The organism is Chitinophaga silvatica (assembly GCF_003419895.1).
Taxonomy (GTDB): Bacteria; Bacteroidota; Bacteroidia; order Chitinophagales; family Chitinophagaceae; genus Chitinophaga; species Chitinophaga silvatica.
The window spans coordinates 366936-391075 of sequence record NZ_QPMM01000006.1; the positions used below are offsets into that span (position 1 = coordinate 366936).

A 24140-nucleotide genomic window follows, 5' to 3' on the forward strand; every position below is an offset into this window, starting at 1 on the left:
TGATCAGCTTATGAAACCATTGGCGGAAAGAATAAGACCAGAAACATTAGACGACCTTGTAGGACAGGAACATCTTACCGGAAAAGATAGCATTCTCAGGAAAGCTATTGAACAGGGAACCATTCCTTCGATGATTCTCTGGGGCCCTCCGGGGGTAGGTAAAACCACTATTGCAAATATTATTGCTCATACTTTACAAGTACCATTTTACACGCTCAGCGCTATTTCTGCCGGTGTAAAAGAAGTACGTGAGGTAATTGAAATGGCTAAGAAACAACTTCATGCCGTTTTATTTATCGATGAAATCCACAGGTTCAACAAATCTCAGCAGGACGCACTGCTTGGGGCCGTGGAAAAAGGAATTATTACACTGATAGGCGCTACTACTGAAAATCCTTCCTTTGAAGTAAATGCGGCAGTATTATCCCGTAGCCAGGTTTATGTATTACGACCTTTAGGAAACGATCAGCTAATGCAGTTGCTTAAACAGGCAATGGAAAAAGATGCATGGCTTCAGACAAAGAATATTGATATAAAAGAAACTTCAGCTCTGTTCAATATTTCAGGTGGCGATGCCCGTAAGCTATTAAACCTTTTTGAATTAGTAGTTAATACCATTCAGGAAGATCCAATAGTAGTCACAGACCAGAAAGTAATGGATATAGCCCAACAACGGGTGGCCATCTACGATAAAAGCGGAGAGCAACACTATGATGTAATTTCAGCTTTTATTAAGTCGATAAGAGGTAGCGACCCCAATGCTGCTGTTTATTGGCTGGCCAGGATGATAGAAGGTGGAGAAGATGTGAAATTTATTGCCCGCCGATTGGTTATTCTTGCATCTGAAGATATCGGAAATGCCAATCCAAACGCATTGTTGCTGGCTACTAACTGTTTTCAGGCGGTTAATCTGATTGGTTATCCTGAATCCAGGATTATACTTTCTCAATGTGTTACCTATCTGGCTTCTTCTGCTAAAAGTAATGCATCCTATATGGCAATTGGTGCGGCACAGGCTATGGTGGCCAAAACCGGCGATTTACCAGTACCTATGCACATTCGTAATGCTCCTACAAAATTGATGAAAGAATTAGGCTATAGTAAGGGTTATGCCTATGCACATGACTATGAGAATAACTTTGTAACCCAGGAGTTTTTGCCAGATGCAATTAAAGGAACTAAATTTTATGAGCCAGGTAAAAACCCGAGAGAAGAAGAATTGCGCAGGTATTTGAAGAATCTTTGGAAAGAAAAATATAATTATTAGTTATTCTTTCCAGTATTCAAAATATCAAAATAAATTATCTACCAATCATATATAATTGTTAGCTTCTTTTCTTTTAGGGATCAATAAAATACATCTTCTCTTTGCTCAAAAAAATTAAATAATTATCAGTTATTCTTTTCTTTCTCTTTGTTCAGAATTTCAAAATTTTGTTCAATTCTTTCCCCATTTTCATCTACCAAAGTAATAGTATGCCGGCCCGGTGCCGGGTGAAAAGCCATTTGATGAAACTCACTTGTAGTACCAGCAAACTTATTATCCAGGTGCCAGAATATTTTCATAGTAGGGTTACGATGAGTAGCAGTAAAAATTGTTTGCCCAGGTTGTCCGTCTATTTCAATAGGAACATAAATCCTGGTATTAGGACGTGGATAGATCAACTCCATTGGAGCTTTATCTAATCCTACATAAGGCAAACATTCAGGCTTATAAGGCGGGAGCTGCTGATAGGTATTTTTATTACGATAATAGAATTCCTGTGAAGGTGGTAAAATGAACCATGCTTTATGCTGCATATATTGTGGCGACTCACAGTTCTCAGTAACTCTCCATTGTCCGGTTCTATCTAAATGCACTAACTGATGAAAAGGGCAGACACCAGATCTGGTGCCAGCTACAGGAACCATTATAGTATCAATATCGTCGCATAATTCATTGGCTCTGTAACCGCTTTTGGCACAAACTTCCACTTTTCTTAATTGCGCATATGGTGGTACAAACCAACTACCGGTTTTTAATAATCTGAATACATCAAACAAAATAGGAGCAGCAGTGGCTACACCGATTAGTCCGGGTCTTCCTTCTCCATCTGCATTACCTACCCATACCCCTACAACATATTTAGGAGTTACCCCGATAGCCCATCCATCTCTGAATCCAAAGCTGGTACCTGTTTTCCAGGCAATACGTTGAGAGGAAGAAAACTGTTGCCATAATAATTCCTCTCCTGGTCGCATACCTTCAGTCATTGCCTCAAATGCATACCACAGTGATCCGGCATCCAGTACTCCTGTATTGCTTAAATCGTGGTTGTCGGGTTGTTCAGCATCTGCTCTATAGTTTGGTGGATGGATATCGTCCTGGTCGTATTTCCCATTGTATTGCTGAATATGATCCAGTGTTCGGGCCATACTGGCATACATGCCACACATTTCCCAAAGCGTAGTTTCTGCACCGCCAAGGATCAGCGATAAACCATAATGATCGGCGGGTTTATTGAGTGTGGTAATCCCTACTCTTTTCAATAAAGTGTAAAAGCGTTCATACCTGTATTGTTGCAGCATTTTAACTGCCGGAATATTAAGCGATCTGGCCAGTGCCCTTGATGCCGGTACTGCTCCATCAAAACCGAGATCGAAATTCTGTGGTGCATATCCGGCTATTTGTGTGGGGATATCAGGAATAAGTGTATTGGGTAGAATTAGTCCGTCATTCAGCATTGCTGCATATAATACCGGTTTTAAAGTACTGCCGGGACTGCGTCGTGATTGTATAATATCTACATGGCTTTCCAAATCCGAATCTTCCGGATGATAGGCATTTCCTACATAGGCCAATGTGTTACCGGTTTCTACATCCAATACCAATACAGCAGCATTGTTGATACCATTTGCCTTATAGTTGCTGTGGTAACGTTCTACGATTGTGCTGGTATTGCGTTGTAAGCTGGCAGATATAGTGCTGCGTAAACGGGTCGGACCATCTTTTCTTTGTTTATGGAACAGGTCCATCAGGTGAGGTGCATCCTGGGGGAGTGCCATTGGCTGATCTGGTAATGGTTCCAGCTTGGAAAGCTGACAGGTAATGCTATCAATGGTTTTTTCTGAAAGCAGTTTGTCGAGCAACCGATTTCGTTTAGTCAATAACGTTTGCCTGTTTTTACCCGGATGAACCATAGCCGGATTATTGGGTAATACGGCCAGTGCAGCCATTTCACCCCAGGAGAGTAAATCGGATTTTCTACCATAATATCGCCAGGAAGCGGCTTCAAGTCCAATAACGTTTCCTCCGAAAGGAGCGTTGGAGGCGTATAAAGCCAGGATTTTGTTTTTGGAAGCTGCAAATTCCAGACGGGTGGCTAGTATACCTTCTATTGTTTTTTGCCAGATATTCCGGGGTTGATTTCTTGATAACCGAATTACCTGCATGGTAATAGTGCTGCCGCCACTCATTACTTTTTTTCCCTGAATATTTTGCTTAAGGGCTCTGACAATCGCAATAGGATCTAAACCCCAGTGGTATTTGAATCTTTTATCTTCATATGCAATGATGCACTTTTCAAATTTCTTAGGTACATGCTCATTAAATGGAAATCTCCATTGGCCATCTGGAGCTATGCCTGCATTTAACAGATCTCCATTACTATCTTCCAGTACATAGGAAGTTGGGCTATTGAAAAGCTGAGAGGGTAAACTGAAATAATAAGCGATCAATAAGACGCCTGCAACTGCAAGGAACCATTTCCTTCTAATACACCAACGTTTAACAGATTCCAGCTTCATCACAAAATGCTCTATTGAATGGTATTGTTTTATTTATGAATGAAGGGCAAATATTGGATTTCCGGCATCTTTAATCGTAGACAGGGCGGGGGAAAGCCCCGCCCCTACAGAGTTTCAATGAAACCATATTTTCTTCTTGCATTCAGGTTTTATCTTAGAATCAATATAGGAATTGCAATTTGATGAAATCCTGTAGAGGCGGGGCTTGCCCCCGCCCTCCCTACAATTAAAGACATCAAAAAAAAAATTGCATTCTATAAAATGATTTACTTAGTTACTTCTACCCATTTACCCGGCTGATAAGCATGTATAGTATTATCATACATTGCTTCTACGCTGGTTGCTGGCAGATAGAAACGACCCAGGTATGCTGCATTGAGCAATACATTGTAGGTACGTTTTTTATTTTCTTCGATATTGAAATAAGTATATACCCTATCGTCTCTGATATCCTGATAGGTAAATGGTGATGCAGCAAAAGCACTGTCATTTTCCATCAGACGGGTATTGATGATTTCCCAGCCTGAAGGGAATACCTGGGAAAGTGCCATTTGCTCGTAATAACCACGTTTACCAGGATTTGTTATGGTAACAGTAGCCATAAAGTCACTTCCCTGTTTCAAGGAAGCAGGATCAACTGGTTTACCATCGCGGGTATGGTAGGTAACCTGCATACCAAGAATGTCTGGATTGTTGGTAGCAACAGGTTCCTGACCTGATTCCGGTTGTCCTTGCAAGATTAAACGTACATATAAAACATTGCTTCCACTGTTAGAAATGCTAACATTTCCATTGGTGCCATTATTGAATGTAACAGGTATTTGTGTTAGGAACGAGGTACCATTTACATTGCCTTTTACTCCGTTTAATGTATAGCTAAAGCTCATCTTGCTACTTCCTTTATTGCTACCACAGTATTTAGCAATTGCAATCAGGGAATAGGCGGTAGTTTGAGTACTATACCATTGGTCGGCCTGTGACAACTGAGCAGCTACCTGTTTCAATAAATCGTTGGCGCGGGTACGTTGACCTAAGATTGTTAATGTTTCGAGGATCATCGCTTTATCGCGAAGATCGGAGCCAAAGGTGCCACCAAGTTGTGTGTATGGTTTTACATCGGTACTTAATCCCTGAATTAAGGAATTGGCAACTTCAGGTTGCCCGGAGAGTTTATAAGCGGCGGCTAGTCTCCATTTCGCAGGGGCCGACAGATATTTGAATTCTTTCAATCTGTTCATTGCACCCAGTTCAGGTACTTTAGCCAATGCCAATAAATAAAGTCTGTATGCTTGTGTAAGGTCGCTACCATAGAAGTTCTGTGTATTAGGAACCCAGGTACTTGCCTTATTACGTTGATATTTTTTCCATTGATCCAGAATACCCGGAGTGAGGGTATAACCACGTGCCTGTGCTTCCAGCATAAAGTTACCCGCATAGTTGGTACCCCATTCGTCGGATTGCCCTTCTCCCGGCCAGTAGCTGAATCCACCATCAGAAGTCTGGAAGTTCTTGAGTCGAACTATTCCTGCTTTCACATTTCTATCTATATTGGCCAGTTCAGATTCTTTCAGGTCCATTAATTGATTAAGGACTAACTGAGGGAACACACCGGAAGTGGTTTGTTCTATACAACCATGTGGATATTGGATGAGGAACTGTAATCTTTTGCCCAGATTCAATGCAGGAATTGTGGATACTTCCAGCGTTCCTTTATTACTGCCGGCCATACCTACGGCAGTAAATGCAGATTGCCAGTTTTGTCCGCCTTCCAATGTATTTTCGAGAACATTGGTGATAACAGGGTTAGGATTGCGAACATCGAGTTCTACTTCTTCTTCGGCTTTTTCAGCACCACTTGTTGCAGTTACTTTGATTTTAGCAATACCTGTCTGAGGTTTTACTTTCACATCGAAGTAAACAATTTGTTCGCCAGGTTGAGGGAATATTACGGTTTTACTGCGATCGCCGACTATTTCCAGTAATGGGCTGGTATTCAGCGTCACAACTGCATTACGGACGGATGGCTCCATTCCGAATACCGTTACAGGTAGTTGTATTGTTTCGGTAGGACCCAGTACCCGAGGAGCAGATGTTAACAACATTAATGGTTTCTTAACTGCTACGGTTTTTTCTGCCGAGCCGTAAGCACCGTCCTGGCCTGCAACAACCATAGCTTTTAATGAACCAATGTATGGTGGAAGTTTAAATTTATGGGTTTGTTTCTGCCCTGTTTTCAGGTAGAATGGCCCCATAAATTTCACTACAGGCTTAAATCTGTTGGCTTTAGCTGCACCAGCATTTCTGTTGAGGCCCTCGTCACCACCTATAGTAAGAATACGATCCATATTTACACTCCATGCACCCAATACAAAGTCGAAGAGATCCCAGGTTTTTACACCCAGTGCTTCACGTGCATAGAATGAACTGTGCGGATCAGGAGTTTTGAATCTGGTAAGATCCAATAATCCTTCATCTACCAATGCAATGGTATAGGTCATTGGTTTACCATTGGCCTCGCTGACAGTGATTGCCGCTTCAGTTTCAGGTCTGATTTTTTCCGGCATATTGATTACCGGTTTCAGAATGGTACCCGGGTCTTCAATTTTAATCGGAATAGTACCATACATTCTGATTGGGAGGTCATTAGCCGTTTGTGCATGCGGTTGCAGCAAACTAATATTAACGTATATATTAGGCGACATGTTTTTCTCTGCTTTAAAGCGATAAACAGTCTGCCCTTTATCGGTATTAATCCAGTATGCTTTCAAAATACGGCTACCGGATTCGATGCTTATAAGTCCTCTGCCAGCGGCATTGCTAGGAATGGTTAATACAATGTCATCTCCAACTTTGTATTGTTTTTTGTCGGCAGTAAACGACAACATAGCAGCTTCCTGTGGATTACTTTGCTGCAGGCGGGTAGCCCATCCTGGCCAGTCGATATACACGGCCTGTCCGCTGGTATGTCCACTTTCCAGGTCTTTCACTCTCACCAGGTATCTGCCCCAATCCGGACTATTTACGCGGAGGTTCCATTTACCTTTACCATCATTCAAAGTGATTTCATCATTGCTAAGCAATTGATTGTAGGAACCCTGAGTGAAGTTGCTGTAATCATCATCTTCACCTTCTTCCCACCACCATCTCCATTTTATTTTATATAGCTCTACTCTTACTTTTTTGCTTCCTTTTGTAAGATTTCCATTTCCATCTACATCGATAATACTAACAGAATGATTTTCGTCTGTTAATAACATGCCGGTATTTCTATCGCCCTGTGGTAATTGAATACCTACATAGGAAGTGTAAGGGTTATAAGGCATAGAGAAATGGTCGATACTAAAATCGCCGCCCGGTTCGAATACCTTTACCTCAAAGTTGGCTTTAAGCTGACCCGGAGCCACCTTTCCAAGTTGAATATTAGCGTTTACAGGTGCGCTACCGTTTTCGTTTAACGGGCCTTCAAATATTGTTTTATTTTCTGCCTCGAACTTAGTTACAGGGTCATCGAAACTATAATCAGGGAAGTTTTTAAAGACGGTTTTTTGCTCCACCAGGGAAACATCCACCTTTGCTTTCAGGTGTTGCGCTGTTGCACCGAATAGCCACATCGCCGACAAAGTACCAGGGGTACTACCTTTTTGCAGGCTGGTGTAACTACCAAAATCCATTTTGATTTTGAGGCGATTTGGCTTCACTGTTTCAATACGCAGGTTCTTAGTGAAAGTTGCACCACCAACCTTAACTTTTGCCACCCATGTACCGGTAGGGTCATCTGGATTGGTAGTGGTAATGAAGGTATAGAAGCCGTTTAATCCACCAGTTTGATTGATGCGTTTATATAACTGTCCTTTAGGATTGTATATTTCCAGGGTAACCGGATGGTCCGGAGGCAGATTCGCACTTTTATCTTCCAAGATAAAAGTCAGATATAAAGAATCTCCTGGTCGCCATACCCCTCTTTCTCCATACAGGAATCCTTTAATACCATTTTGAATTTCTTCTCCTTTAACATCAAAGCGGCTAAGAGGTAGAGAGCTACCATCGTCTAATTTGAGATAACCTCTTTCACTGTCTTTCTTCGCAATCAGCAGGTATGGCTTGCGTTTCAGGTCGAACTTCGCGAAACCTTCGCCGTCACTTTTAGTTTTATAGATAACTTGTTGTTGGTAATCAAGTAGTTCCAGTTCCACTCCTATCATCGGTTTGGTGTCGCGGATATCGGTAACGGCAACCAACATACTGTTGTCATTACCTCGTTTGGCAATCAATCCTATATTGGAGGAAATGACGTTACGGGCAGCCCATCTGTCTTTATTATAGTAGGAGTTGGAGCATGCATCATCTCTTTGCGACCAATTGTAGCCATAAGGATAGTAGCTGTTATATCCTTGCCAGAAAGCATCATCTTCATCAATTTTATCGCCATACCCGTAGTAATCATCTTCATCGTCCGAATCGCTGGCAGAACTACCGGAGGTAGAGTCGGCGGCGCAGGCAGTAAAGGCATATGCCTTACGGAAACTGATAGTGATACGATAGATAGCACCGGGTTCTGTACGAAGCATTTTATCCAGATCGATGAAGAAACGATTTTGTTTATGCAGGTTTAAGGATTTGTCGTTATCCAGCCTGATGGTTTGTTGCACCACTGGTTTACCTACCCGACGAAGTTCCTCAGAGCCGTCGAGATCATTACGTTGCAGGTATTGAGGAACGTTGTTTTCGTAAATTTTGATAACGGTAACATCAACGGCTTTCAGGTTTACCGCATCAAATGGCATTACCAGTTTATTACTTTGAGGAAGAATAACGCCTTTACCAGGAATGCTTACAGAAGGCATCGTATTAGGAATATTCACGCTGGCGCTATAAGCCTTACCCAGGGATTTATCCATAATATTTGTGACTGCCTCATTCACGACTACGTTATAGTTTCCATCCATTTTAGCAGGAGCATATACGCTTACTTCACTACCATCGATGGTATAGCGCAGATCACTAAGTCCGGCGATGCCAATAAGTCCGTCCAGGACCTGAGCGGTGCTAACCGGATCGGAGAACTGCACTAAAAGATGTTGTTCCGGTTCTGCAATGGCTTTAATATCCAGTACTTTGAAATCACCGACAGCAGGAACTTCTACAGTTACCTTATCAGAGTTTTCTGCTTTAATAACAGATCCGTTCCAGCTGAGTTCAAGATTTCTGGAGGTATTACCTCTTACAATATTATTGATAGTAAAACGGGAGGTACGATCGGCTTCATTATGTTGCCAGGTTACAGGGAGGGCCTGACCGGCATATTGAACGGTAAGTAGTTTTTCTACAGCCTGAGGGTTTTCCACATCTGCGGTGAAAACGGTTCCGGAGTAGGACATTTTATCCAGTGTATTACTGGTAGCGGCTTTTAAGCCAAAACCTTCAGTTGAATAAGCGGGTTTAATTACTTTAAACCCGAAATTGAAGGTTTTGAGGTCTTTAGCCACTTCAATTATTTTACCTAGTTTAAACGTTGCCTCGTAGGTTTTACCAGGTTGTAGATTCTCATCTGGTCTGAACTCTATGGTGGTAGCATCTACCCAATAAGCTTTTCCCTTGATGGAAGGAGAGAATTCGAATACTTCCTTTTCAAGGGGTTCATTTTGGGTATGCGTGACGTTTACCTGTCCCGTTAGTTGTACACGGATTGCACTTTGTTTTGAAATAATCCCTGCAGTATATGCTTCGATATACCTTGCAAATTGGGGATTCATTTCTTTACGAGTGGAACGGCAGCCACAGATCAGTACAAGGGCGGCCAAAAAAGAGATTACTACCGGAACAGTAGACCGCTTAATTGGGAACATCAGGAAAAAATATTAGGGTGAATAACGATATATATACGAATGTAAATAAGAAATCTCGAAATATTAAAAATTAGTATCAAAAGGTAACTTGGATACATATTCGTTTATAAATCAATCACCCTAAAAAAAATCTATTTAAATCATCTCTCCTTTATTTAACCTGATGAATTTATCTACGCAGGCAGGTAGTTCTTCTTCATAATGTGTTACAAAAATGAGGGCGATGGAGAGATGTTCGCAGAGTTGTTCTATAACCTGTTTGAAATGTAGTTTTTGTTGAAAATCGAGCCCCTGGCAAGGTTCATCGAAAATCAGCAGTGGAGGGTTTTTCACCAGGGCCCTGGCCAGTAATGTTAGCCTTTGAACGCTTTCAGAAACCTGTTTGAAAGGAGCGTCTGAATATTGTTCGATACCCAGCACTTCCATCCATTTACGGGCTTTGTTTTCCTGTTCCTGGTTTACAGGTTTAGGAGTGCCAATAATATCAGAATATCCGGAGCAAATCACCTTGATGCAATGATCCCGGGTGGTAAAATATTGGTGTAGTTCAGGGGATACAAAACCAATTTTCTTTTTGATATCCCAAATACTTTCTCCGGACCCTCTTTTACGATCGAACAGCCAGAGTTTATTAGCATATGCCTGAGGGTTATCTCCATTGATTAAGCTGAGTAAAGTTGATTTTCCGGCACCATTTGGCCCAAGTAATGCCCATTTATCGTTAGGTTTAACCACCCAGTTTATTCCTTTAAGGATGATGTTTTCACCATATTTGACATTTATATCTTCCATTCGAACAATGGTATCAAAGGTAGGAATAGAAACATCAGCTACTAATGCAGCTATTTTTTCTGCATCTATTCCAGGTAGCGTAGCTGATTTAAAGTCCTGAACCGGCAGCTTTATAAATTCTGCCCTGGTATAGGAGCCTGTAACAGTTCCTTGGTCCAGGGAAAGAACATGGGTGATATTTTCAGGGATTTCAGTTGGAGTAGTGCTTAGAATTACGGTGGTACCACTGGCTATAATTCCGTTTATCATTTCCGTAAATTCTTTACGGGCCTGTATATCCAGTCCGATAAATGGATTATCGAGCATTAATAATTGAGGATGTTGAAGCAATGAGCGGGCAATCATTACTCTCCTTGTTTCTCCATTTGATAGTTTTATCAGTCTTTTTTCCAGTAAGTTTTCAAGGCGTAAAGCTTTCATTGAATCCGGTATGGTATCAATTTCCAGGTATTCTCTGACAGTTGGAGAGTTGTCAGCATCCATACTATTGAAGCGTTGCTGATAGTAGAAATCGGTGGTGGTATTGGATAGATTTTTAAAAGTATGATGATGACCCACAAATGCTATGAGATTGCGATAGTTGAACCATGGGTCTGTAATAGTATGGGTAGCACGATAGTTGTCATAAAAATCGTAATGAATACTACCATTAATGATATTAAACTTTCCAAGAATAGTATTTAGCAAAGCGGTTTTACCGGAACCACTTGGTCCTACAATGGCCCAGTTTGTACCTTTGTTGATCTGCCAGGAAAGGGAAGGGAATAATGTTTTATCCAGGTATCTTACTGTAATATTCGATAGCGAAAGAAACGATTGCTGAGAGTCCATAATTTTAACTATTGGGCTAAGTGAAATTTCGTTTGTCGGGAGATAAAATTATAAGTAAATTTTAAAGGTTCATAAATTTATATGATGAATTGGAAGATTAAAGTTTTTGATGCACTTACAGTGCAGGAGTTATATGAGATTTTGCGACTGAGAAGCGAAGTTTTTGTTGTTGAACAAAACTGTGTGTACCAGGATCTGGATAATGCTGATCAGAAAGCCCTTCATCTGATGGGCACAGATGATGAAGGAAATTTGCTTGCGTATACAAGACTATTTGCACCGGGTATTCAATACACCGAAGCATCAATTGGTCGGGTAGTTACTTCGCCGAAGCACGGAAGAGGGAAAGGTATTGGTAAAGAGTTGATGGAGCGTTCTATAGCGGCTGTAGAACAGCATTTCGGTATGGTGCCAATAATGATTGGGGCACAGCAATACTTACACAGGTTTTATAGTTCTTTGGGCTTTAAACAAGTGAGTGATATGTATTTGGAAGATGGAATTCCGCATATAAAAATGAGAAGAGAGGTAGATTAAAATATTTTAATGTTGGACTTTTATTTATTTGATAATCAATTAATTGTGATATTCTGATATAATCCTGATCATTTTGAGTTTTATTAGGATTTTAACTGTATTTATATTTGTGAATGAAATTGTTAGCCTTAAAATTATCTCTGATCTCAGTTTGGGGTTAATGATTTTTGTTGTGTGAAGTTATCCCCAATAAAACCAATGCTTATTGGGTTGAAATTAATATTCTCGATTAAACTTAGGAGTAATTAAATCCAACATATCTTATATGAAAGCTAAAAATATTGCGGAAATCATTGTAACCTATTTCGATTCTAAGGGAGATCTTATCACGAATAAAAAGCTGCAAAAACTATTATATTATATTGAAGGCTGGTCTTTGGTTCATCTATCTTCGATTATCGATGAAGATTTTGAGGCATGGATACATGGTCCGGTGATTCCCAGTATTTATACGGATTATAAGGAATATGGTTATTCACCTATTGTAAATAAATATAAAAAAGGACAAAGTAGCGGGGCAAAATGGAAAGAGCTGATTAAAAAATTTAAACTCGCAGAAGAACAGATAGAACTAATCGTGGAAGTTTTGAATAAATATGGAGTAGTATCATCATTACAGTTGGAGCTTTTAAGTCATTCGGAAGAACCCTGGTTAAAGACCAGAGGAAATTTAGGGCCGGTAGACAAATGTGATAGTATTATAGACAAGAAGCTTATTAAAAAATACTTCAGTTCTCTGTTAGATGATGAAAAAGAATAAATCCTACCGTATTTCAGACCCTGTCAGTCAATCAGCCAGTCGACTGAAAAATACTCATATGGTAAAACCAGCAATCTGATAAGTGATTTTAAGTACGATAAACCAATTTTTGCTTTCGATTTTTTATCATTAAAATCAACCCCTCTCTGTTTTGATTCTAAATTAATCAATGGGGTAAAAGAGTATCATCGGTTGTTGCATATGCTTAAAACAATTTCAGGTAAGACTTATGATGAATTATCGAGGGATAGCTCCTTTCATTTTCATAATGTAGATCTTAAGGATACCACAATTTCCGAATCGGAGTTTATTAAATGTATAGTATCAGATTACTCAAAAGTAAGTGTTGATAATATTCCTGTTATATATCAGTTCAAAGCTTTTGATAAAGCAAGGATATTTGGATTTATATATAAATCTGTATTTTATTTTGTTTTTTTTGATAGAAACCACAAAGGATATCAAAGAAAATAGAGGGTGTTTCTAATGTAATTTATCCCGATTTTATTCGGATACCTGATAGAGAGTATTATTATTTACTTAATTATCATAACCCTCAGATTATTTTTGAAACATCCTCTATAAACTATTTCTTAGGAACTTTTTTCGGTTTGATTTCTACCAACTTTTTCTGTTGTTTTATCCTGTAAAAAGGAATCAGATATGAAACAGTATACTGTACATCAAACACAGCACGTTTGGCGCCATTTCCAAATCCAGGAATTACCAGAGGTGTGAAATCTGGTGTTTTAACAGTGTTTAGCAAAAAGCGCTCTCTCAGATTCCATCCAAGGAAAAAGTTCTTCAAAACTTCTGCTTTCAAACCCACAACTAATTCTATCCAGTGAGCATTAGCGTTGGTACTGGGAATACTTCCTGTAATATTCTGCCCCCAATAACTATCCTTAATCAAATACGATGGTACTGAATAATTAAAATGAGAAAACCCATATCGCATACCTACATAAAAGATATTCTTTTCCGTAGGATACTGGGGTTTCAGGAAGTTATAATCGACACCCACAGTAGCAAAATACCCGGTTCCTTTATAGGTATAATTAGTATCGCTGTGTGGTGTGCTGGCAAAACCACCTTCAAAAGCAGCATACCAGTTATCATTAATGCGAGCATCCGCTACTATAGTAACTTCTTTTCTGTAAGGATAATAAATAGCAGTAACAATACGGCTTAAGTCCAACCCAATACGCACCCCGCCAGGAATGTAATAGATACTGTCGTGAGGTAATTTGACAGTTTTTCGGGCAGTATCAGACGCTGTTTTATGTACAGTATCTATAGCTGCTTTGTGTAGTGAATCTTTTTGCTGCTTGTTCTGAGCCTGGGCTGAAAAGCAGAACAGAAAACTACTGATTAAAGAAAAACAAAGTAAGGTGCGTGTCATTACTGCTGATTACAGACTTATTATTAATCACTACAGAGTCGATCGTGTTTTTGGTTGTTATCACGGTATCAATTAAGAAATTGGTACCAAAACCGCAGCCTGGTGAGATGAAATGCTTGATGCGCTGATATCGGAAAATCAACGTATCTGCTACCAGAGCAGAATCTACTTTCAGATAGAATACAGAACTATCTGCAAGCGGTGATAATTGTAAAAAGAGATCTTTTAGTGGTTGTTGTTTATAGATTGAGTCTCTGTTTAATGCATAAAGCGTTACTTTAGGCATAACAGTATCCCGCACAATCCCTGCACTGTCGCGGGAAAAGTGAATGTGCAGATCATTCCGTAAAGTCTGATCGCAAACTTTGGTTTCATTTTCGCAGGCAAAGAACACTGCTGATAATGAAAGAACCAGTAATATCTGATATATACGTTTCATTCGTGGTAAATCCGGTTGGCAAGATATTAAATTCCCAGCTCCTTTCGTAAGTAAACGGCAGTATGGCTTTCTTTACAAGTACTTACCTGTTCGGGAGTACCGGTACACAGAATGGTTCCACCGCCTGATCCACCTTCTGGTCCAAGATCCACAATGTAATCGGCCATCTGTATTACATCCAGGTTATGTTCGATCACCAGCACAGTATTTCCACGATCTACCAACTTATTCAGTACATTCAGCAATAGTTGGATATCCTGGAAATGTAACCCGGTTGTAGGTTCATCCAGAATATAGATGGTTTTGCCGGTATCTTTTTTCGATAACTCTGTAGCCAGTTTTACCCTTTGAGCTTCACCTCCTGATAATGTAACAGCCGACTGGCCCAGGGTAATATAACCCAATCCTACATCCTGTAAGGTTTTAATCTTACGATAGATCCATGGTACCGGCTGGAAGAACTCCACAGCATCATCTACCGTCATGTCCAGCACATCGGAAATAGATTTCCCTTTGTAACGTATTTCCAGGGTTTCTCTGTTATAACGGCGACCATTACACTTCTCACAAGGTACATAAACGTCGGGCAGGAAGTTCATTTCTATGACTCTCATGCCACCGCCTTCACAAACATCACAGCGACCGGTTTTAACGTTGAAGGAGAAACGGCCGGCATTGTATCCTCTGATTTTGGCTTCCGGAACTGAAGCAAACAGGGTACGGATATCGGTAAAGAAACCACAGTAGGTAGCCGGATTGCTTCTTGGAGTTCGGCCAATCGGAGACTGGTCGATCTCAATTACTTTGTCGATATGTTCCAGTCCTTTTATACTCTTATAGGGCATTGGCTCCAATTTGGAGTCGTAGGCATGTTTAGAGAGGATTGGATAGAGTGTTTCATTGATTAGTGTAGATTTTCCACTACCGGAAACTCCAGTTACACAGATGAAGGTACCCAGTGGTAGTTTCAGATTTACATTTTTCAGGTTATTGCCTGAAGCGCCTTTAAGTTCAAGGAAATTTCCATTGCCTTTACGTCTGGTAGCAGGAATCGGCGGAACGGCCTTTCCATTCAGATAATTGGCAGTAGGGGTATTTAGTTTCAGGATTTGTTTTGGAGTGCCATGAGCAATGATTTGTCCGCCATGCACACCAGCTCCTGGTCCGATATCTACGAGGTGATCTGCATGTAGCATGATATCTTTATCATGTTCAACAACAATCACAGTATTGCCCATTTCTTTCAGGTTATGCAAAGCATCTATCAGTTGCATATTATCGCGTTGATGCAACCCGATACTTGGTTCATCGAGAATATAGGTGATCCCCATCAGCTGGGAGCCTATCTGGGTTGCCAGCCGAATACGCTGTGATTCTCCACCACTAAGTGTTCTGGTGGGGCGATTGAGCGTGAGATAATTCAATCCTACATTTAACAGGAATTGAAGTCTTTCACGAATTTCCTTGAGAATATCTTTAGCAATAGCGTTTTGTTTCTTCTCCAGGCGTTCTTCGATGTTTCCAAACCACAGGAGCAGTTTATCCAGGTCCATATTTCCTAATTCGGAAATATTTTTGCCATCTACTTTGAAGAAGAGACTTTCTTTTTTGAGTCGGCTACCATTACATTCGGGGCAGGTACTTAATTTCATGAAGCCTTCAGCCCAGTTACGAACATAATCGGAGGAGGTATCATTAAAATAACGACGTACCATGTTAACAACTCCTTCGTATTCGGTAGAGTACTCAGTTTTAGCGGTATCATCACCAAAATCCATATCTACTTCGAGTTTCCCATTTTCATCGCCAAATAATAAGACGTTGAGTGCTTTTTGAGGGATATCTGAGATAGGAGCGGTAAGAGAGAATTTATATTTTTTAGAGAGTTGCTGTACCTGTTTATAAGTAAAGGTATCGCGGGCTTCTCCAAGTGGTTTTAATCCTCCGTCGGCAATCGTTACGCTGTAATCAGGGATTACTTCGTTCATATCTATCTGGTAGATAGTTCCGAGGCCTTTACAGCGTGGGCAGGCACCATAAGGAGAGTTGAAGGAGAAGGTATTCGGACTTGGTTCGTCGTAAGAGAGGCCGGTATCTTCACACATTAGCTGTTTGCTGAACTGGCTCACTTTTTCCGAATCATGATCCATGATCATCATTATTCCCTTACCCATAGTAAGTGCTTTTTGAACACTTTGACTGATGCGGGTGCGGGCATCTTCCTTCACCTGAATTCTATCTATAACCAGTTCAATATCGTGGATTTTGTACCGGTCTACCTGCATTCTTTCTTTCAGGTCCTGGATTTCGCCATCTACTCTTACTTTGAGGTAGCCTTGTTTCCTTACCTGTTCGAATAGTTCTCTGTAATGACCTTTACGGCCGCGAACTAAGGGCGCGAGGATTGCTAATTTTTTATTATTATAATTTTTATATAGATGGGCAATGATCTCTTCTTCAGAGAAGCGGGTCATTGGTTTATTGGTGATATATGAATATGCGGTACCTGCCCGGGCATAAAGGAGGCGAAGGAAATCATAGATTTCGGTGATGGTGCCTACAGTTGAGCGAGGATTTTTATTAGTAGTTTTTTGTTCGATTGAAATAACTGGGGAAAGTCCGGTTATTTTATCTACCTGGGGGCGCTCCATATCGCCGATGAACTGGCGGGCATAGGCTGAAAAGCTTTCCATGTAGCGTCGTTGTCCTTCGGCATAAATAGTATCAAAGGCGAGTGATGATTTACCACTGCCGCTGATCCCAGTAATTACTACCAATTTATTTTTGGGCAACTCGAGGTCGAGGTTTTTCAAATTATGCTCCCGAGCGCCAAAGATGGCTATCTGTTCATCTGCCGGGGCTTGAGCGTCGGAGTGAGCGGGTACATTCTCTTTTTTCTTTGCCATAATATTAAACCACTAAACTACACCATAATTACGAATTGTTGCTCGCAAAGAAGCAAAGTTTGTTTAAGTAGTATAAGTAATTTTAGAGAAAAATATTAGGATTATGGTGGATATTAAGTACAAAAATAATTTATAAAAAACTTATGTTTCTTACCTAAACATTAATTCTTTGTGAGCCAAAGAAACACAAAGGCCTGAAAATTAAACTAATTTCCAGGCCTTTGTAATTTATTAAAACTTATGTTTTTAAAATAAACATCGCTTTTCAGCGAGCTATTTAGGCTTTGTATTTTTTAAATACAACGATGGCATTGTGACCACCAAAACCGAAGGTATTGCTCATTGCAATGTTAACGGTGCGTTGTTGTGCCTTACCTAAAGTCAGGTTCAGGTTAGTAGGGATTCCTTCACCTAATACAGAAGTATTAATGGTAGGAGGAATAATATCTTCCTGAGTAGCTTTGATACAAGCGATTGCTTCAATAGCACCGGCAGCACCGAGTAAGTGGCCAGTCATCGACTTGGTAGCACTGATATTTAACTTTTGAGTATGTTCTCCAAAAGCAGCAACGATAGCTTTCAATTCACTAACATCACCAACAGGAGTAGAAGTAGCATGGGCATTGATATAGTCAACATCCGTCATTTGAATATCAGCATCTCTGATAGCTTCTTCCATACCCATACGAGCGCCAAGTCCTTCAGGGTGAGTAGCAGTAAGGTGATAAGCATCACAAGTCATAGCACCGCCGATCATTTCACCGTAGATAGTAGCTCCTCTGGAGATAGCGTGTTCATATTCTTCGAGAATAATAGCACCGGCGCCTTCTCCCATTACGAAACCATCACGATCAGCGTCGAATGGACGGGCAGCGTGAGTAGGATCGTCGTTGCGGGTAGATAATGCTTTTAATGCATTGAAACCTGCGATTCCTGCACGGGTAACCGGGGCTTCAGAACCACCAGCTACAATAGCATTAGCTTTACCCAAACGGATATAGTTAAAAGCATCTACTAATGCGCTGCTGGAAGAGGCACAAGCAGATACAGTACAGAAGTTAACACCCATGAAACCATATTTCATAGCTATTTGACCTGCTGCAATGTCAGAAATCAGTTTAGGAATGAAGAAAGGATTGAATTTAGGAACGAAATTAGCTTCCGCAAATTCAACGATTTGTTCTTCGAACGTCAGCATCCCGCCATTGCCAGAGGCCCAGATAACACCAATTTTGGTTTTATCTACACCTTCTTTATCAAGGCCCGCATCCAATACTGCTTCCTGAGCAGCTGCCATCGCGTACTGAGTGAAGTTATCCATTTTCCGGGCTTCCTTCTTCTCCATATATTTTTCTACATCAAAATCTTTGACTTCACAGGCAAATTTTGTTTTAAACTCTGTTGTATCAAATTTAGTGATGGGGCCAGCGCCACTTACGCCAGCTTTCATATTGTTCCAAAAAGTATTTACATCATTCCCGAGAGGTGTTAATGCTCCGAGACCGGTAACCACAACCCTTTTCAGTGTAACAGTACGCATATTTTTTACTTTAATAAAAAAAGTTAGAGCGCAAATTTAGTTACTTATTGTTATGATTAATCATTTTCATTAAGATAATATAATATAACTTTTGTAGGATTACGTTAAAATCCTTGCTGGTAGCGGGTATTTCTCGCAAAGCAGCCGAGTTTTTTTAAGAGGCATAAGAATTTTGTTTTATTTATTGGAAGATTAATTGACTTTGTCAAGAATAAAATCAATTGAAAATTTCAAAATCGATAAACAAAATTCTTATGCCTCTTAAAAAAACTCGGCTGCTTTGCGAGAAATTTAAGCAGCGGCTGAAGATGCCACTAAATATGGTTCAATTGCAAATTTTCGGGTACGTTTCTTCAGAAATGAAATAATTTCTGCATCTGTCTGGAATCTATCTCCAATATTTACAAAATTTTTAGCCAGCAAATCATAGCGTTTAAACATCAGATAGGCCCATACATGCAGGAAATGGATTCCATCAAAAACAATAGCCTCATTAACTATATACTCGTCTATTGTTTTATTAAAATACGTTGGATGCTCTGTCCAATGCATATTGGGTTTAATATGATGACTGATATGGTAGCCATCATTCCAGCATTTATGATTGTATTTGGTATTGATACAGGTAATACTGTTTTTATATCCGTTATCCGGATCAGTAGCGCAGATAAACGCATGTTGAGCCCAGTTACCCACCATCATAATAATTCTGGAAATGATAAATGGCAGAATGAATACAACAAAGGTTGCTGGGAAATTAATAAAGGAAAGACCTATACAGGCGCCAATAAACAATAGCTCACCTCTTACAAGTTTTACCATTAACTTATTTCTCTTTTTGCGAATATGATATTTGGCAGTATCATAAACCCCAAAAGTGACAAAATTCCATAGATACAAAAGAAACCCTCTGAAAGAATCGCGTTGATAGAACATTGTAGAGCTATCATCTTCCGGCATGTTGTTCTCAGGATGATGCATGCCTATATGGTGTGAATAATATGATTCCGGAGTTTGGCCAAATAATGGACCAAGTACCCATGGAAGATAATTATTCATGAACTGATACTTTTTTTCAAAAAAGGCTCTGTGGCTGGTGCAATGAAGCATTAAGCCAAAGGGCCCTTTAAATACAATATTATTAAAGTAATGATAGGCGATGACTGCTCCCCACCATACCCAGTTATTGATACCAGGAATGTATAGCAAGATGGCCAGTGGCCATAAAACGAGCGTAATTTTTACTGTCAAATACACAAACGGAAGATCCCTTTCATCGCGTATCCAGCTTTTAAACAGCCGATCCAGGCTTGTTTCACGTTCCGGCTTAATGTAAACAGGATCCGTAAGTTGATTTGAGTAATACTTCATAAAACTTTTGTGAATTGTCTACAGTTAGTGTAGTTGTTGGCAATTGAATGCAAAAACTAAGAACCTATGCTATAACGTAGCTGATTCTGATATATTATTAACTAGAATTAATGAAAGATAATCATTTTTTCAATCTTACCTGGGATTTGCGGGTATTTTTGTAATTTCCCGGTCATAGCAGTACCACTAGTGGGCAAATGCAACCATTAAACAGAGAGTAATTCCCGTATGAATAATTTATGTATGCCAAAATCAGCCCTTGCAGATGGAACGATTAACCCTTAAGGATGTAGCCAAACTGGCTGGAGTAGCGCCTTCCACAGTCTCATTTGTATTGAATGGGAAGGGGAAGCAAATGCGGATACGCGACGAGGTAGCGCAAAAGATTATGCAGGTGGCCGAGAAATCGGGCTATGAACCGCATAGAATGGCCGTGAACCTCAGAACTGGTCAGTCTAAGACCCTTGGTCTGATCGTTGAAAGTATCAGCGGTAGTTTTTTTGCAAGCCTTGCAAAAACGATTGAGACGGAAGCAGAGCGCAATGGCTACAATGTAGTTTACTGCAGCACAGAGAATAATGCACAGAAAGGCGCTGAGCTAATTAAGATGCTCGGTCGCCAGATGGTGGATGGTTATCTGATTACTCCGGCACCGGGAATGGAAAAAGGAGTGCAGCAACTCGTTCAGAATCAAAGACCTTTGGTACTGATGGATAGCTATTTCCCAGGAATTAAGGCGCCTTATGTTTTAACAAATAATTATGATGGCGTACAACAGGGAATCAGACAACTGGTAAAGAAGGGATTGACAAAAATCGCTTTTGTAACAGTGGATCTGGATCTTATTCAATTGACAGAACGCCAACGTGGCTATGTTAACACGCTGAAAGAGAACAAGATCGCTGTTAAAAAGAAATATATACTTCAACTTAAATATCATCGCCAGCAAAGCGATTCTTTAAGAGAACTTCGCAGTTTCCTGGAAGAAAATCCCGAACTGGAGGCTATATTTTTTGCCACAAACTACCTCGGAATTATCGGTTTGGAAGCAATTTCGCAACTAGGATTGAAAATGCCGGACGATTTAGCCGTCATGTGTTTTGATGATCATGATATCTTCAGATTATATCCTCCAGGTATTTCAGTCATAGAACAGCCCATCGATAATATTGCCCGTACAGCTATTGATATGCTAATGCAGCAACTAGATAAAGGAAAAGGACCCCTGAAAAAATTTGCTGTGGAATTACCAGGTAGAATGATCCTCAGAGGATCGACTTGAAAAGAAGACAAAATCGAAAAATATTTTTATTTTTAAAGCTGCTATTGCAATAAACGGAAAAAAGGATTCAGTCACGGGACCCTTTTTTTTCGGTACCTGTGCTAAATCGATTTTTCAAATTAACTTTAAAGCCGAATTAGCGATTTAAATCACGTATTTTCAAGGCTTTATTGTTTGTTGAAATGAACAAACACCATTTTCATTTATTTAAAAAGAACGCATGAAAAAAGTTGGATTGTTAGCAGCAGCTTTATTTTGCTTACAAGGCGCTTATAGCCAGGCAGTGGATAAAGTGACCTCGCCAGCAGATTGGGTAAATACCCTAATGGGTACCGACTCAAAAGTTTCGCTGTCTAACGGTAATACCTATCCCGCTATCGCCCTGCCATGGGGCATGAATTTCTGGATGCCGCAAACCAATACTATGGGTAATGGCTGGGCATATCAGTACAATGCCGACAAAATCAGAGGCTTCAAACAAACACACCAACCTTCTCCGTGGATCAACGACTATGGCCAATTTGCCATTATGCCGGTTACAGGTTCCGTAAAATTTGATCAGAATAAAAGAGCTAGTTGGTTCTCTCATAAATCTGAAGTAGCTAAACCTTATTATTATAGTGTTTATCTTGCTGATCCGGATGTTACCACAGAAATAACTCCAACGGAAAGAGCAGCTCAACTCAGATTCACCTACCCTGCTACTGATAGCGCTTTCGTAGTAGTTGATGCTTTTGATAAAGGTTCCTATATCAAAATAATTCCTGCTGAAAGGAAAATCATCGGCTATACTACCAAAAACAGTGGTGGTGTTCCTGCCAACTTCAAAAACTATTTCGTTATCACATTCGATAAACCTTTCACTGTTACCGATACCTGGCACGATTCAGTATTGGTAAAGGGCCAGTTAGAACTGAAAGCGGATCATTCCGGCGCAGTGGTAGGATTCAAAACTAAAAAAGGTGAAAAGGTAGGAATCAAAACCGCTTCTTCCTTCATTAGCTTCGAACAGGCAGAATTAAACCTGCAACGCGAAATCGGCCAGGATAGCTTCGATGCTACCTGCCAGAAAGCTAAAGATGTTTGGAATAAAGAACTGGGCCGACTGTCTGTTGAAGGCGGATCTGTTGATCAGGTTCGTACTTTCTACTCTTCTTTATACCGCGTATTGCTGTTCCCAAGAAAATTCTATGAATATAACAGTAAGAATGAAGTAGTACACTACAGTCCATTTAATGGTGAAGTACTTCCTGGTTATATGTTCACCGATAATGGTTTCTGGGATACTTTCCGCGCTGTACATCCATTCTTTACACTGATGTACCCTTCTTTAAGTGCTAAGATCATGGAAGGACTGGCAAATACCTATAAGGAAAGTGGCTGGTTACCTGAATGGGCAAGCCCTGGCCACCGCGATTGTATGGTGGGTTCCAACTCCGCTTCTCTTATCGCTGATGCATATATCAAAGGAATCAGAGGATACGATATTAATACCCTCTATCAGGCTATTCTGAAAAATACCGAAAATGAAGGCCCATTAAGTTCTGTAGGCCGTCTGGGAGTTAAATACTATAACACATTAGGATATGTTCCTTACGATGTAAAAGTAAACGAAAATGCTGCCCGTACGCTGGAATATGCATACGACGACTTTACAATCCTTCAATTGGCTAAAGCCTTGAACCGTCCTAAGAAGGAAATTGCATTGTTCGAAAAACGTTCTCAGAACTATCGTAACCTTTTCGATCCTGAAACAAAATTAATGCGTGGTAAAAATAAGGATGGTAAGTTCCAGACTCCTTTCAATCCATTCAAATGGGGTGATGCCTTCACTGAAGGTAACAGCTGGCACTATACCTGGTCTGTTTTCCACGATATCCAGGGTTTATCTAACCTGATGGGTGGAAGAGAATCTTTTGTAGGTATGCTGGATTCTGTATTCAATATGCCTCCAATCTTTGATGAAAGTTATTATGGTACCGTTATTCATGAAATCCGCGAAATGCAGATTATGAATATGGGTCAGTATGCGCACGGTAATCAGCCTATCCAGCATATGATTTACCTGTATAACTATGCTGGCCAGCCTTGGAAAACACAATACTGGATTCGTCAGGTGATGAATAAGCTGTATCACGCTACTCCAGATGGTTACTGCGGTGATGAAGATAATGGTCAAACCAGTGCCTGGTATGTATTCTCAGCAATGGGATTCTATCCTGTTTGTCCGGGTACTACTCAATATGTTTTCGGAACTCCATTATTTCCTAAGTTAACGATGACTTTGGAAGATGGAAAGAAAATGGTGATCAACGCACCAGGGAACAGTGAACAAAGTTTATATGTTCAAAGCGCTTCGTTAAATGGGCAACCATATTCGAAGAATTGGATAAGCCACGACGATTTACAAAAAGGTGGTTCTCTTGAATTTAAAATGGGCGATGCTCCTGAGAAAACAAGAGGTATAGACCCTGCTGCTTATCCATACTCTTATTCTAAGTAATTTCTTTCTCGCAAAGACGCAAAGAAGCTAAGAAGCAAAGGGAATTTTTTTAAGAAGCATAAGGATCAAAGCGGATGTCAATTATGTAGCTAATTTGTTTAATTAGAAACCTATTGTAGCTCTTAAAAATATTCGCTTCGATCCT

General features: G+C 40.2%; 13 protein-coding genes. 5 read left to right on the forward strand and 8 right to left on the reverse strand.

Annotation, left to right across the window (positions count from 1 at the left end; translation table 11 throughout):
- Positions 1–10 precede the first annotated feature (10 nt).
- On the forward strand, positions 11–1267 hold the full coding sequence (locus tag DVR12_RS12670; RefSeq protein WP_116976037.1) for a replication-associated recombination protein A: 1257 nt from the start codon (positions 11–13) through the stop codon (positions 1265–1267).
- Positions 1268–1392: 125 nt separating this feature from the next.
- Here DVR12_RS12670 and pbpC read toward each other — a convergent pair whose 3' ends face one another.
- The 3 genes from pbpC to DVR12_RS12685 all read right to left on the reverse strand — a co-directional run bounded on the left by pbpC (position 1393) and on the right by DVR12_RS12685 (position 11255).
- Entirely contained in the window at positions 1393–3786 is a 2394-nt protein-coding gene (gene pbpC / locus DVR12_RS12675; protein ID WP_116976038.1) for a penicillin-binding protein 1C, read from the reverse strand.
- Positions 3787–4052: 266 nt separating this feature from the next.
- On the reverse strand, positions 4053–9632 hold the full coding sequence (locus DVR12_RS12680) for an alpha-2-macroglobulin family protein (protein WP_116976039.1): 5580 nt from the start codon (positions 9630–9632) through the stop codon (positions 4053–4055).
- A 135-nt stretch (positions 9633–9767) separates the two neighbouring features.
- Complete coding sequence (locus DVR12_RS12685; RefSeq protein WP_116976040.1) at positions 9768–11255, reverse strand: ATP-binding cassette domain-containing protein; 1488 nt, start codon at positions 11253–11255, stop codon at positions 9768–9770.
- An 84-nt stretch (positions 11256–11339) separates the two neighbouring features.
- On the opposite strand from DVR12_RS12685, the gene DVR12_RS12690 reads away from it, so the two are divergent.
- Entirely contained in the window at positions 11340–11792 is a 453-nt protein-coding gene (locus DVR12_RS12690; protein ID WP_233522383.1) for a GNAT family N-acetyltransferase, read from the forward strand.
- Between the two features lie 265 nt (positions 11793–12057).
- The gene (locus tag DVR12_RS12695; RefSeq protein ID WP_116976042.1) at positions 12058–12552 is read left to right on the forward strand and encodes a Panacea domain-containing protein; all 495 of its coding nucleotides are present in this window, start codon (positions 12058–12060) and stop codon (positions 12550–12552) included.
- Between the two features lie 586 nt (positions 12553–13138).
- Here DVR12_RS12695 and DVR12_RS12705 read toward each other — a convergent pair.
- The 5 genes from DVR12_RS12705 to DVR12_RS12725 all read right to left on the reverse strand — a co-directional run bounded on the left by DVR12_RS12705 (position 13139) and on the right by DVR12_RS12725 (position 20210).
- Complete coding sequence (locus DVR12_RS12705) at positions 13139–13954, reverse strand: DUF6048 family protein (RefSeq protein ID WP_116976044.1); 816 nt, start codon at positions 13952–13954, stop codon at positions 13139–13141.
- Positions 13917–14393: a DUF6452 family protein gene (locus tag DVR12_RS12710; RefSeq protein ID WP_116976045.1), complete on the reverse strand. Its 477-nt coding sequence runs from the start codon at positions 14391–14393 to the stop codon at positions 13917–13919. Before DVR12_RS12710 ends, DVR12_RS12705 begins: the two co-directional genes overlap by 38 nt.
- A gap of 26 nt (positions 14394–14419) precedes the next feature.
- Positions 14420–17299 (reverse strand): excinuclease ABC subunit UvrA, encoded by a 2880-nt coding sequence (gene uvrA / locus DVR12_RS12715; protein ID WP_116976046.1) that lies wholly within the window; start codon positions 17297–17299, stop codon positions 14420–14422.
- A gap of 277 nt (positions 17300–17576) precedes the next feature.
- Complete coding sequence (gene fabF / locus DVR12_RS12720) at positions 17577–18839, reverse strand: beta-ketoacyl-ACP synthase II (RefSeq protein WP_116976047.1); 1263 nt, start codon at positions 18837–18839, stop codon at positions 17577–17579.
- Positions 18840–19130: 291 nt separating this feature from the next.
- Positions 19131–20210, reverse strand: coding sequence for a fatty acid desaturase family protein (locus tag DVR12_RS12725; RefSeq protein ID WP_116976048.1), 1080 nt, complete (start codon positions 20208–20210; stop codon positions 19131–19133).
- Between the two features lie 265 nt (positions 20211–20475).
- Here DVR12_RS12725 and DVR12_RS12730 point away from each other — a divergent pair, with 265 nt between their 5' ends.
- Both DVR12_RS12730 and DVR12_RS12735 read left to right on the forward strand, forming a co-directional pair.
- A complete protein-coding gene (locus DVR12_RS12730) occupies positions 20476–21492 on the forward strand; it encodes a LacI family DNA-binding transcriptional regulator (RefSeq protein ID WP_116976049.1) in 1017 nt (338 codons plus the stop codon).
- Between the two features lie 220 nt (positions 21493–21712).
- On the forward strand, positions 21713–23995 hold the full coding sequence (locus tag DVR12_RS12735; RefSeq protein WP_116976050.1) for a GH92 family glycosyl hydrolase: 2283 nt from the start codon (positions 21713–21715) through the stop codon (positions 23993–23995).
- Positions 23996–24140 lie beyond the last annotated feature (145 nt).

Bases quoted from the DNA above. Each gene is read 5' to 3' on its own strand.
- DVR12_RS12670 (WP_116976037.1), top strand. From the start codon at position 11: ATGAAACCATTGGCGGAAAGAATAAGACCAGAAACATTAGACGACCTT.
- pbpC (WP_116976038.1), bottom strand. From the start codon at position 3,786: ATGAAGCTGGAATCTGTTAAACGTTGGTGTATTAGAAGGAAATGGTTC.
- DVR12_RS12680 (WP_116976039.1), bottom strand. From the start codon at position 9,632: ATGTTCCCAATTAAGCGGTCTACTGTTCCGGTAGTAATCTCTTTTTTG.
- DVR12_RS12685 (WP_116976040.1), bottom strand. From the start codon at position 11,255: ATGGACTCTCAGCAATCGTTTCTTTCGCTATCGAATATTACAGTAAGA.
- DVR12_RS12690 (WP_233522383.1), top strand. From the start codon at position 11,340: ATGAATTGGAAGATTAAAGTTTTTGATGCACTTACAGTGCAGGAGTTA.
- DVR12_RS12695 (WP_116976042.1), top strand. From the start codon at position 12,058: ATGAAAGCTAAAAATATTGCGGAAATCATTGTAACCTATTTCGATTCT.
- DVR12_RS12705 (WP_116976044.1), bottom strand. From the start codon at position 13,954: ATGACACGCACCTTACTTTGTTTTTCTTTAATCAGTAGTTTTCTGTTC.
- DVR12_RS12710 (WP_116976045.1), bottom strand. From the start codon at position 14,393: ATGAAACGTATATATCAGATATTACTGGTTCTTTCATTATCAGCAGTG.
- uvrA (WP_116976046.1), bottom strand. From the start codon at position 17,299: ATGGCAAAGAAAAAAGAGAATGTACCCGCTCACTCCGACGCTCAAGCC.
- fabF (WP_116976047.1), bottom strand. From the start codon at position 18,839: ATGCGTACTGTTACACTGAAAAGGGTTGTGGTTACCGGTCTCGGAGCA.
- DVR12_RS12725 (WP_116976048.1), bottom strand. From the start codon at position 20,210: ATGAAGTATTACTCAAATCAACTTACGGATCCTGTTTACATTAAGCCG.
- DVR12_RS12730 (WP_116976049.1), top strand. From the start codon at position 20,476: ATGGAACGATTAACCCTTAAGGATGTAGCCAAACTGGCTGGAGTAGCG.
- DVR12_RS12735 (WP_116976050.1), top strand. From the start codon at position 21,713: ATGAAAAAAGTTGGATTGTTAGCAGCAGCTTTATTTTGCTTACAAGGC.